Annotated in this window: 13 protein-coding genes; 11 read left to right on the top strand and 2 right to left on the bottom strand. The window is 46.9% G+C overall.

All coding sequences use genetic code 11. The features are described 5' to 3' along the window. Positions 1-2: 2 nt before the first annotated feature. Positions 3-1,013, bottom strand: coding sequence for a hypothetical protein (locus tag ADA01nite_RS17290; protein WP_146811564.1), 1,011 nt, complete (start codon positions 1,011-1,013; stop codon positions 3-5). 139 nt (positions 1,014-1,152) lie between these two features. Next, a complete protein-coding gene (locus ADA01nite_RS17285) occupies positions 1,153-1,629 on the bottom strand; it encodes a hypothetical protein (protein WP_146811562.1) in 477 nt (158 codons plus the stop codon). A 364-nt stretch (positions 1,630-1,993) separates the two neighbouring features. Here ADA01nite_RS17285 and ADA01nite_RS17275 point away from each other — a divergent pair, with 364 nt between their 5' ends. From ADA01nite_RS17275 to ADA01nite_RS17225, 11 genes are all read left to right on the top strand, one after another. Continuing rightward, complete coding sequence (locus ADA01nite_RS17275; RefSeq protein WP_146811560.1) at positions 1,994-2,788, top strand: YwmB family TATA-box binding protein; 795 nt, start codon at positions 1,994-1,996, stop codon at positions 2,786-2,788. 23 nt (positions 2,789-2,811) lie between these two features. Next, positions 2,812-4,155, top strand: a complete 1,344-nt coding sequence (murA, locus tag ADA01nite_RS17270; protein WP_146811558.1) for a UDP-N-acetylglucosamine 1-carboxyvinyltransferase — start codon at positions 2,812-2,814, stop codon at positions 4,153-4,155. Between the two features lie 205 nt (positions 4,156-4,360). Next, positions 4,361-5,374, top strand: a complete 1,014-nt coding sequence (gene spoIID / locus ADA01nite_RS17265) for a stage II sporulation protein D (RefSeq protein WP_146811556.1) — start codon at positions 4,361-4,363, stop codon at positions 5,372-5,374. Between the two features lie 88 nt (positions 5,375-5,462). Then, positions 5,463-6,200 (top strand): M23 family metallopeptidase, encoded by a 738-nt coding sequence (locus tag ADA01nite_RS17260; protein ID WP_146811553.1) that lies wholly within the window; start codon positions 5,463-5,465, stop codon positions 6,198-6,200. 130 nt (positions 6,201-6,330) lie between these two features. Continuing rightward, positions 6,331-6,618, top strand: coding sequence for a sporulation transcriptional regulator SpoIIID (gene spoIIID / locus ADA01nite_RS17255; protein ID WP_146811551.1), 288 nt, complete (start codon positions 6,331-6,333; stop codon positions 6,616-6,618). 78 nt (positions 6,619-6,696) lie between these two features. Then, positions 6,697-7,722 carry a rod shape-determining protein gene (locus ADA01nite_RS17250; RefSeq protein WP_146811549.1) on the top strand — a complete coding sequence of 342 codons (1,026 nt, stop codon included), beginning with the start codon at positions 6,697-6,699 and terminating at the stop codon, positions 7,720-7,722. 269 nt (positions 7,723-7,991) lie between these two features. After that, positions 7,992-8,885, top strand: coding sequence for a flagellar hook-basal body protein (locus tag ADA01nite_RS17245; RefSeq protein WP_146811548.1), 894 nt, complete (start codon positions 7,992-7,994; stop codon positions 8,883-8,885). Between the two features lie 16 nt (positions 8,886-8,901). Further along, positions 8,902-9,750 (top strand): flagellar hook-basal body protein, encoded by an 849-nt coding sequence (locus ADA01nite_RS17240; RefSeq protein ID WP_146811546.1) that lies wholly within the window; start codon positions 8,902-8,904, stop codon positions 9,748-9,750. 4 nt (positions 9,751-9,754) lie between these two features. Continuing rightward, positions 9,755-10,015 (top strand): DNA-directed RNA polymerase subunit beta, encoded by a 261-nt coding sequence (locus ADA01nite_RS22675; protein WP_246147390.1) that lies wholly within the window; start codon positions 9,755-9,757, stop codon positions 10,013-10,015. A gap of 298 nt (positions 10,016-10,313) precedes the next feature. Further along, positions 10,314-10,817 carry an Lrp/AsnC family transcriptional regulator gene (locus ADA01nite_RS17230; protein WP_174760626.1) on the top strand — a complete coding sequence of 168 codons (504 nt, stop codon included), beginning with the start codon at positions 10,314-10,316 and terminating at the stop codon, positions 10,815-10,817. Next, positions 10,814-11,992, top strand: coding sequence for an aminotransferase (locus tag ADA01nite_RS17225; RefSeq protein WP_371863575.1), 1,179 nt, complete (start codon positions 10,814-10,816; stop codon positions 11,990-11,992). The genes ADA01nite_RS17230 and ADA01nite_RS17225 overlap by 4 nt, the downstream gene beginning before the upstream one ends. Positions 11,993-12,212 lie beyond the last annotated feature (220 nt).

Genomic DNA, 12,212 nt, shown 5'->3' with positions numbered 1-12,212 from the left:
ATTTAATCTAAAAATCTTGTTCCTAGGGGTACAACTGTTACCATATCCCTTGGAGTATAGTTTATAGTGATACCTGCTGGCCAAGAAGCGGTTATAGATGGTGAAACAACGGTATTTTGATAGGTATGTGCTAAATGTGCCTCAGCAAAACCTTCTTTGTTAGTTTTTGTTTTTTTGTTAATTATCACATTGATGGAAGCTTGCGTAGGAACCCAGGAACTTTGATACGTATCATTATAGAATAGTGAGATTTTACCTGCACTATAAATTTCTCTGTTGGAACTAATGTTCTGAGTATAATAGCGATCAGGATTAGAACTGTAATCTGTATAAGTAACACTACCACTATATGATTCTGTGTACATTGGCTCGCTTGTAGACCAAGCCATAGTGAGAAAATCTTTATAGCTATCCGACCTATTAGGGATAAGAGTTAAACCGTTCCAATTAGCATACAATTGTGCCCTTGATGCATAGGAACTTGTTCCTGTTAATTGGTAAGTATATAAAGATCCTGTAATACCGCTAATAGTCTCTGTATCTTGTCCATATACCGTAGAAGCTGCAGTAGTTACCATCGTGTTAGAGGTATCACTTTTATTAGCTTGTTCTCTTAAAAGCTTTTTAACTTTTTCTTCATCATTTTTAGATAGTTCTTTTAAAGAATTAATACCCCTATTCTTTTTTATCTTCTCTGCTTCTCCTGTTGTCAGTAAGCTGGTTTTATTGCCTTCATGTTTTACGAACATTGTTGTTTCTGTATAACTTTCAAGGACAGCTCCTTCTTCTAATTCAATTCCCTGCGGTTTGCTTATGCTTTCTAAAAGTTGTTTGTTATTTTTTGCTGTATAAACCTTTTTTTCCACATAGATGTCATTACTTGTCTTTGCAACTGATTCTACTGTTGATTTCTTATTATTCGATGCGTTGGTTACTGATTCATTTTCTGCCAGTGAAACAGATGGTAAGAGTAATACAGCAGCTGAAAGGCTAACGGCTAAAAATTTTTTCATAAATATCTCTCCTAATTTACATTAATTAAGTGTTCTAACACTCAATTAATGTAAATTAAATACAATATATAGAAATTCCTTCTTTAATTGTTAAATTTAACATTTTAGACAAAAATAAAAAATTCAATTTTTGAATTAATTATTCGTTTATTTTTATTGTATATGAGGGAGTTCTAGTTGATATAAATTTATCTCCGCTACTTATCTTACTAATCAATTTTTTTTCATTATTTATCCATATTCTTTCCGTGAAGAATTCTTCTTTTTTGTTGCCTAAGTAATCCTTAGGATAAGTAACTTTGATTGTTGTTTCATATAAAGCATATGGCTTTTCATACGATATGTATTTAGGCTCGTCTACCCGTTTGATACTGTATCCATTTTTAATTACATATTTACCAACTGTTGATATACTGATTTCAGTCCCCATATCTTTGAATTCCAAAACCATTAAAGTTCTTTCAAAATCTAAAGGATGGTGAATGTTATCATAGTAACGTTTAATTTGGGATATTATTTCCTTTTTTTCGTCTTCTCTTAGAGGAGAAGAGCTACAAGCAGATAAGATAATTGAAATTAGTAGTCCTAAAAGTGTAAGAAGAACTTTGTTTTTCATTTTTAAGTTCACCTCTATAAACAAATTATTTCACTCCTTTTTACTAATTACTTGTAATTTAATGTTATTACATATGTATCATGGTATGTAAATAAAAATTGATGGTTTCTTTCACTACAATCCTGATCTTTGTATAGAGGAGTATTATACAGATATCACCGGTTACACCGATTAGATTTTCGGCTTAAGTCACTTACTTGGGCTTCGATTTGCACCGAGGCTACGTGACTGAGGAGATACTAAGCTATAGGTTATGGATTACTTAACGTACAAAATTCGTGTTTTATTAGCGAGACACAGTATACCCTCCCCGTTTTTCGCGCAGAATGAATAGTAAACAAGAGAAACGGGAGAGGGATAGAAAATGAAAACGAAGGAAACGGGGAAGTATACCCTGCTGCTTGCGGCGTTTGCACTCATTATGATGCTGGGCTATCCGGTGCTGGCCGGTACGGCTTCATCCTCCGCTTTACGGGAACAGACGGTGGAGCGTGCATTTGCTGATGCGTCCGTTCTGCTTGGTGCCGTCAAAGCGACAGGTGCTCGTGTAGAAGAAATTCAGGTGCGAATGAAGTGGGATGGCTTTCGTTTTCAAACCGCGCAGGAAGCAGAGATTTTTTTGCAAGCCATTGCCAAAACCGCAAATATTGACACCTGGAGGAAAGAGGAACAGGATGGCATTCGCATATATCGCGGCGAGAGCACAAACGGTGCAGGAATGGAACAGAAAATCTACGTAACCCTTCATTCTCCGAGGGAAAAAAATGAAATTACCGGCGGTTTAGGATTTACGTTCCGGGGTAAAGAAAACCAGGTACCGTTAATCAAAAACATAACCGCAGACTATGTACGGAATGTCATAAATAGTTCCGAACTACCGCAATTTATCTCTTGTATCAGAGGAAAATTTAGTGGTAAACTGGAAAATGACTTGCAAAAGAAGAAAGCCAGCCAGTTGCTGGCTTCTCTGGAAGGAACAATGGTCGAAAGTCTGGAAGAAGAAACGGTCCTTAGCTACTCAGCTTATTCGCCCCAAGTTAATACAATGATTGAGACGAACCATCGATCCATGAACTTGCAAGTTGCAATGCATTATGACACATATATGCAAGGAACGATGATAACAGCAGGAATACCAATAATTACAGCGGAATATTAGCAGGACGCGGGGGGAAATGTAACGTGGACAAGATCATTATCCGAGGTGGACGACGTCTATCCGGAAAAGTACGGGTACATGGCGCCAAGAACGCCGTATTGCCCATCATTGCAGCATCGATTTTGGCAGAAGAAGGTACGAGTGTAATCCATGAGGTACCTGGATTAGATGATGTGTATACAATCAGCGAAGTCATTCGTGCACTAAATGTGAACATACAATACGATAGTAAAGCTGAGACGCTGACGGTGGATGCTACGAACCTGTCAGAGGTGGAAGCGCCTTATGAGTGGGTTCGCAAAATGCGTGCCTCTTTCCTTGTAATGGGCTCTCTTCTGGCACGTAAAGGCCAGGCGAAGATGCCGCTGCCGGGCGGATGCGCCATTGGTTCGCGGGGCATTGATCAGCACCTGAAAGGCTTTGAAGCGATGGGAGCAAAGGTGGAGATTGGCCAGGGCTATATTTATGCCAGCGTGGAGGGTCGGCTGAAGGGAACGAAGATTTATCTCGACATCCCGAGCGTAGGCGCGACCGAAAATATCATGATGGCGGCAGCGTTAGCCGAAGGCACGACCATCATTGAGAACGTGGCACAGGAGCCGGAGATTGTCGATCTGGCGAATTATTTAAATGCAATGGGCGCGCGCGTGCGCGGAGCGGGAACGGATACCATTCGCATTGATGGTGTAGAGCGTCTGACTGGTGCCGTACATAGCGTCATTCCTGACCGGATTGAAGCAGGAACTTTCATGGTGGCTGCGGCGATTACGCGCGGTGACGTGTTTATCGAGAATGCGATTACCGACCACTTAAAGCCTGTCGTAGCGAAATTGCGCGAGATGGGCGTAGTTATCGAAGAGACGGAGAACGGTGTTCACGTATATTGCGGGTCTGAACTGAAGTGTGTGGATGTAAAAACACTTCCGCACCCGGGATTCCCGACGGATATGCAGGCACAGTTTATGGCGGTTATGCTGTCCGCAAAAGGCAGCAGCATGATTACAGAGACGGTCTTTGAAAACCGCTTTATGCATGTGGATGAATTCAAGCGCATGGGTGCCGCCATCAAAATCGAAGGGCGTACCGCTGTCGTAAACGGCGAAGCCCGCCTGACCGGCGCGAAAGTGAAAGCGACTGACCTGCGTGCAGGGGCAGCGCTGATTCTGGCCGGTTTGATTGCAGAGGGCGAAACTGAAGTGACCGAGCTGCATCATGTGGACCGTGGCTATGTGGATATTGTCGGCAAACTGCGCGGGTTGGGCGCAGATATTGAACGCCACAATACGCCGGTTGTGAAGCTTGTTAAGGAAGAGAAAAATGACGATATGGCTGTAGCGGCTTCTTCATCAAAAGCCTCTCTTGCCTAACGATTATTTTTCAGATTTATATTAGCCTGTTTACCGAAAGACCCTCCGGGGAGCGCTGGCTCTCAGGAGGGCCTTTTTCTTCTCCGGATCTCATTTCCCCTATCCCCTCCTTCTTTTCTCATGATTTTCGTAAGCATACTCTCCTTTCTGCATGCATAGATTTCTAGAGATAAGTTGTCCGCCAGGCAGCCGGAAGGAGTGAGCCATGAAACCATTACTCTATATTGTCGCCGCTATGATTGCCATTCTGCTCGTTGTACCGTCAACGCTTGTGCTTATCTACCCGGACCCCGCTGAACCGCCGGCGCAGCATACCCGGGAAAGCCGGAGTTCGCCTGCCGCCAACGAAGCAGTAAAATATATCGACTTTTCCGTCCGTGTCTTTCGGGTGGAGAACGGTAAGATTGATACCGTGCCACTCGAAGATTATGTGACAGGAGTTGTATCCGGAGAGATGCCTGCCGAATTTGAGATGGAGGCATTGAAGGCCCAGGCGCTTGCGGCGCGAACGTATATTGCGCTTCGCCTCGCCAAAAAAGATTTCAGTGACGTACCGAAGGGTGCACATGTAACCGATACGGTAAAGCATCAGGTATATATGGATGAAAAGCAGAAACGGGAGCGATGGGGAAGCTCCTATACATGGAAGGAAGCGAGAATCCGCCAGGCGGTGGAAGAAACGGCGGGACAAGTTCTGACCTATCAGAATGAACCGATTAACGCGACGTTCTTCTCTACCAGCAATGGCTATACCGAAAACTCAGAAGAATACTGGGGAAATACCATTCCGTATCTTCGCAGTGTAAAGGTGCCGTGGGATACCGCATCGCCGCGCTATCAGGAGACTGTTACGATGACGGTCGACCAGTTGGAGAAAAAGCTGAAAACAAAAATCGCCCAGCCTGCCGCCGCAGGGAGCGGAACATGGCAAAAAGTCATCTCACGCACGGTGGGACAACGGGTAAAAGAAATCAGAATTGGGGACAAGACATTTACCGGACGCAAAGTAAGAGAGCTTCTCGGGCTTAATTCCTCGCATTTTTCCCTGTCGATTGAAAAAAATCAAGTTATCATCCGCACACTGGGGTACGGTCACGGCGTCGGAATGAGCCAGTGGGGCGCCAATGGCATGGCGAAAGAAGGAAAGACAGCGGAAGAGATTGTCGCCTATTTCTATAAAGGCGTAAAAATCGAAAGCGGGGAGAAATGGCTGAAGTGAAAAAGTTTCTTTCTTTATACAAAAAATTTCGACACCATGTTTATTCGCCTCATATCCTGTCAACACTGATCTCTGAGGTGATAAAACAATGGATGAACAAAAAAAATCTACGAAATCTTCCTCACCAATCCAAAAAGTCGAGATTGGCGGATGGAAACGTTTATTCGGAAAAAAATGGATTTTTCCCGCAATGTACTTAGGGGCAGCCGCTATCATTCTCGCGGGCGTAATGTGGTATCAGAACAGCAAAGAATTCCCGGCCAATCCTGCACCGCAGAAAGCCGCGTCACAGGAACAATCGGCACCGATGCAAGTCACCGAGGGAACGAATGAGCAACCTGCTGTTCCGGTCAATGCCCCTGACAGCACGCTTGTCTGGCCGGCCAAATTGGAAGCTACCGAAAAAGTGATGGGTTTCTTCGATGATACATCCGACAAGAAAGCTCAGGAAGCGGCCCTTGTGCAGTATGACAATTCATACTGGCCGAACACTGGTATTGCTATTGCCGCCAAGGACAAAAAATCATTTGAAGTCACAGCCGCTGCAGCAGGCAAAGTCGTAAAATCCGAACGCGACCCGATGCTTGGCTACCAGATTGAAATTGAACATAAGGATGGTCTTTCTACCGTATACGCCAGCCTTGAAGACACGAAAGTAGACGTCGGTGATACGGTAGACCGCGGCGCTGTCCTCGGCATGGCCGGACGCAACGTATTTGAGAAAGATCTCGGCATCCACCTCCACTTCGAAGTACACAAAAACGGAGAAGCGGTGGCACCGGAACAATATCTGCCGAAAACGGACGATACGACTCAGGCAAAATAAAACGAAAATACGAGAAAACAAAGAAAAAAGGCTGATTAGTACATGCTATCAGCCTTTTTTCGCATATATAGACCCTTGCCCCAATATAATGTATCAGACCACTGACCAATTAGCTTAGGAGGCGAGAGGCGTGCACGATTACATCAAGGAGCGGACGATGAAAATCGGCCACTACATTGTGGAAACCCGGAATACCGTTCGCAAGATTGCCAAAGAGTTTGGCGTGTCGAAGAGTACGGTGCACAAAGACTTGACGGAACGGTTACCCGAGATTAGTCCTGAACTAGCAAACGAAGTCAAAGAAATTCTTGAATATCACAAATCTGTCCGTCATCTGCGGGGAGGGGAAGCGACGAAGATTAAGTACAAACGCAGAAGCAAATCATATCGAAAGGAGGAAGCGGAAGAGCTTGCCTAGGTAAAAATTCTCCTTGTGACAGGACAATATGCGTAGTACAATATTCTGATGATATAACAGTTACAGGGAGGCTCTCACATGTTGGGCAAAGATATGGGAATTGATTTGGGTACGGCCAACGTCGTCATCTATGTGAAAGGGCGCGGCGTTGTGCTTGATGAACCATCGGTCGTAGCGATTGATAGCATGACGAAGCGTGTATTGGCTGTCGGTGAGGAAGCGCGGCGCATGGTAGGACGGACACCTGGGAATATCGTCGCCCTTCGTCCGCTGAGGGATGGGGTGATCGCGGATTTTGAGATTACGGAAGCCATGCTGAATTATTTTGTGAAAAAGATAGGCGTAAAAGGATTCATGGCGCGGCCGCGCATCTTGATTTGTACTCCAACCAATATTACATCCGTTGAACAGAAAGCGATTCGGGAAGCGGCACAGCGATGCGGAGCGCGAGAAGTGTTCCTCGAAGAAGAACCGAAAGTGGCCGCTGTAGGCGCCGGAATGGATATTTTCCAGCCGTACGGCAATATGGTGGTCGATATGGGCGGTGGAACAACCGATGTAGCCGTGCTTTCCATGGGAGACATCGTCACCGCCTCTTCTATTAAGATGGCCGGGGACAAGTGTGACCTCGCGATTATAAAATATATTAAAGACAAGTACAAGCTTCTCATCGGCGAACGCACCGCTGAAGACATCAAGATTCAAATTGGTACCGTTTTTCCCGGATCGCGCAAGGATGAAATCGATATTCGCGGCCGCGACATGGTTACGGGCCTGCCGCAGACGATTACCGTTACGTCCGAAGAAGTATGTGAAGCGCTGCAGGAAGTCGCTCAGGCCATCGTTCTCGCTTCGAAAAACGTGCTTGAACGTACCCCGCCGGAATTATCCGCCGATATCATCGACCATGGCATCATGCTGACGGGCGGTGGCGCACAGCTGCACGGATTGGATCGCCTCCTGATGGAAGAGCTGAAAGTCCCTGTGATGATTGCAGAAAATCCGATGGCCTGTGTAGCGGTAGGAACCGGCATCATGCTGGAGAATTTGGACAAGTCCCCCCAGCACGCGCAGCGCAGGCTTAAGAAAAAGATATTTTCATAGGTATCCGTACTCATACTTTTTTTGGTATGATGTTGCTATAATATAAATCATTATCCGTCGTTTTTTCGTGGTTTGAGGTAAGAAAACTCTCATGGCTTTTCAGCCGCAACCCCGATAGGAAAATCGAGGGAAGGGCGGCTGGCTTTTGCGGTACGAAGGAAAAGAGAGAAGAGAACGAGGGGATGATTTCAATGTGGAAAAAGGCAAAGACTTTTTTCTTCCCTTTTCTTCTTTCCTCTTAATTCTCATAGAAAAGTAAGGTGAAGAGTATGCTGCGTGGAATAGACGCCGCCGCTTCCGGCATGATTGCCAATCAGGCGCGGCAAGATGCATTAACGAACAACCTGGCGAACGTCAATACGCCGGGATACAAAGCGGATAACTCCACATTTCGCACATTCCCCGAACTGCTTTTGGAGCGCATTCGTGATACGAATGGGGGAGTAGCGGGGCTGCCCGCATTCCCGGGACCGAACCAGCTGATCGGCCGTCTCTCGCACGGGGTATACAACCAGGAACTCGTTCCGAATTTCGCACAGGGAGATCTGTTTGAGACGGGAAAAGTGCTGGATGTTGCGATCGTCGATCAAGGTTTGCCGACTGTAGATATCGGCGGCAGACAGGTGCAGCCGCGCATGTTTCTCGCTGTTCAGAAGCCGGGTGAGAACGGAGAGCCTGAGACATACTACACACGCAGCGGAAACTTATCCATGAACGAGGCCGGACAATTGACTACGATTGAAGGCTACCAGGTACTCGATGCCAATAATCAACCGATCGATTTGCGTGCGTTGCTGGGCAGTGCACCATTAAATAAACAGAATCTGCAGATCACACCTTCCGGACAGCTAATCGCGCCGGGTAACCCGAACGCGGTCCCTGTACAGTTGGGATTATATCGAATTGATGACGCTGCCGGCAGCCTGGAGAAAGAAGCGGATACCACGTTCCGCTATACGGGCCAGGGAGCACCGGTGTTGTATAATCCGGCCAATGATCCGGCCGTTTCGCTGAAGCAGGGATACATTGAGCGTTCGAACGTAGACGCGGGCAGGACGATGATTGACTTGATGACTGTGCTGCGCAGCTACGAATCGAACCAGCGGGTGCTGCAGGCGTACGATATGACGCTGCAGAAGTTGAACGAAGTCGGGAAAATTTAACGAGAAGGTGTAGGTTATGAATCACTCAATGATTAATGCCGCTTCCGGCATGCGGGCGATGCAGCTGCGTGTGGATACGATTGCGAACAACATAGCCAACTCTGATACGGTCGGATACAAGAGTCAGGACACCGCGTTCGCTTCCTTCCTTATCCGGCATTTAAATAATCAGCCATATGCCTACCATGAACCGAGCCGGCTTACACCGCCGGGGACTCGTCCGGGCTTTGGCGCAAAAGAGGCGGTAATCCAGACAAGTTTCGACCAGGGCGCAATAAAAACGACCGACATACCCACAGACTTATACCTGGAAGGGGAAGATGCGTTCTTCCGTGTACAGCGGCGGCAGGCGAACGGAGATCAGGCGACGCTGTTTACGAGAAACGGCAATCTCAAATGGATGCCTATAAATGGCGGAATGCAGCTGGTAACGGCGGCAGGCGATTATGTCATGGATAATGGCGCAACTCCGCAGCCGGTTACGATTCCGCAAGGAGCCACCCATTTTACCGTCAAGGCGGACGGACAGATTACGTACCGCTTAAACGGCGAGGAACAGATAGGGCCTCGCATCGGCGTATATAGCGTGCAAAACCCGAATATATTACACCCGGTCGGGGAAAATTATTACCAATTGCCGCAAGGGGCTCAGTTGAACGAATTTGCCCGATTAAGCAACGCGAACGGTGCAGCAATGACACAGGGTATCGCTGTACGCCAGGGTGGACTTGAGATGTCCAACGTCGACCTGCGCAAAGAGATGACCTCTCTTATAGAAGCGCAGCGGGCGCTCCAGTTCAATGCGCGGGCGCTGTCCTATAATGACCAGATGATGGACATTACCAATCGAATTTTTAGAGGTTGATAGAATGCCGGAACAACGTAAAACATTATATCCGGATGCCGCCGCACAAAGGGCGCCGGAGAAAAAGAAGTCTTCCGTAAAAAAGAGAGCGAAGAGCCGGGCAGGTATGCCGCTACTTTTGAGGATCATGCTTGTACCGTTTCTTCTTTTTATTGCCCTGCTGGCCGGACTTATTACAGGTTACAGTATTATTGGAAATGGTTCCGCTCTCGACGTGTTTGATTTAGAGACATGGAAGCATATGTATGACCTTGTGTTCGGGTAAAGGAACACTTTTCTTTTTCTGTGAAAATCGTGGGGAAAGAAGGAGAAAAGGGAGGAAAGAAGAGCCAGAGTAGAAAAAGGCGTTCGCCTTTTTCCCCATTGAAATCATTGTCTCGTTCTTTTCTCTCCTTTCCTTCGTACCACAAAAGTCGGCTGCCCTTCCCTCGATTTTCCTATCGGGGTTACGGCTGAAAATCCATAGTGGTTTTTTGCTGAAGATGAGATTATAAGAAGTTTTGTCGGCAATATCCTGAATATTGTTATATTATAAATAAAAAAAGTGGAGACAGAAGGGTTGGATGAAAGTGGAGAGAGATAAACAGCGGGAGCTGCTGCATATCCTGGAGGAGAACAGCCGCCGTTCCGCAGAAACGATTGCTACAATGCTTGATACGACCGTGGAGGATGTCAGGGAGACCATCACGAAGCTGGAGAAAGAGAAGGTTATCATTAAATATCCGGCTATCGTCAACTGGGAGAAAGTTGATGCGGATGATCTCGTAACAGCGATGATCGATGTGAAAGTAACGCCGAAGCGCGAAGTCGGATTCGACGACATAGCGGAGCGAATCTATCGCTTTCCGGAAGTGCAGTCTGTTTATTTGATGTCGGGCGCGTATGATTTATCTGTCGTTATCGAAGGAAAAACGATGCGCCAGGTTGCGCAGTTCGTGTCTGAGAAGCTGTCTGCGCTCGACTCGGTTATCTCGACGACGACGCATTTTATTCTGAAGAAGTACAAGCATGATGGCGTGATTCTGGAGCAGCCCGAAGACGATAAAAGGATGGTTGTTACGCCATGAGTATGTCCCGGGTTGCCAATCGCCGTCTGTCCCGTACGATTCAGTCCATTCCGCCGTCCGGCATCCGGCGTTTCTTCGAGCTGGCGTCTTCAATGGAAGGCGTGATTTCCCTCGGTGTAGGGGAGCCGGATTTCGTTACGCCGTGGAATACGCGCGAAGCAGCGATTGCATCACTGGAGCGGGGGTATACCGCCTATACGTCCAATAGCGGTCTTTATGAATTGCGCGAAGAGATTTGCCGCTATCTCGCTTCTTCGTTCCAGGTAAACTATAATCCGGATAAAGAGATAGTGGTTACGGTAGGAGCCAGTGAAGGCATCGACCTTGCGCTGCGGGCCATTCTCGATCCGGGCGACGAAGTACTGGTCGTCGAGCCCTGTTATGTGTCCTATGATCCGGTAGTTCGCCTGGCGGGCGGCGTTCCAGTTGCAGTACAGACATCCATTGATCAGCAATTCAAGCTGACGCCGCAGCAGATTGAATCAAAGATTACCGACCGGACGAAGGCCATTATTTTCTGTTTTCCGAACAATCCGACCGGCTCGATTATGACGAAGGAAGAGCTATCTGCGCTCGCAGATGTGATTACCCGTCATGACTTACTCGTAATCTCTGATGAAATCTATGCGGAGCTGACGTACGATACAAATCATACGAGCTTCGCTTCGTTGCCCGGCATGAAAGACAGGACGATTCTCTTGTCCGGTTTCTCCAAGGCATTCGCTATGACCGGCTGGCGTATCGGTTATGCGGCCGGTCCGGAGGATTTAATTCAAGCGATGGTAAAAGTTCATCAGTATACGATGCTATGCGCACCGATTATGGGGCAAGTTGCGGCGCTTGAATCGCTTCGTCACGGCATGGAAGCCAAAGACCGCATGGTAGAGAGCTACCGTCAACGCCGCAATTATGTGGTGAAATCGTTTGAACAAATCGGCTTGTCCTGCCATAAACCTGAAGGCGCATTCTATGCATTTCCGTCTATTGCTTCGACAAGTATGTCGGCGGAAGAATTCGCCGAGAAACTTATTCTTGAACAGAAGGTAGCCGTCGTTCCCGGTCATGTATTCGGTGAAGGCGGAGCACAGCATATTCGCTGCTCGTATGCTACCTCGCTGGAAAATCTGGAGATGGCCATTGACCGGATAGACGCCTTTCTGCAACAGCATAAATAGGAAGAGAGACGGTTTTTGTCTCTCTTTTTTTTGTGTGGAAATAAGGAAAAAAGAAAGAGAGAAAGAGGAAAAAAGATCTGAGGGAGAAAAAAGACTTCGCCTTTTTCTGCATTAGAATTCCTTCCTCATCCTTTCCTCTCTTCTCCTTCGTGCCGCAAAAGCTGGTTGTCCTTCTCATGTTTTTCATATCGAGATTGCAGTTGAAAAGCCACGGTGCTTT

Source organism: Aneurinibacillus danicus (assembly GCF_007991215.1).
Taxonomy (GTDB): domain Bacteria; phylum Bacillota; class Bacilli; order Aneurinibacillales; family Aneurinibacillaceae; genus Aneurinibacillus; species Aneurinibacillus danicus.
Note: the sequence above shows the minus strand (reverse complement) of the source record. Positions and strands in the feature narration are given on the sequence as shown.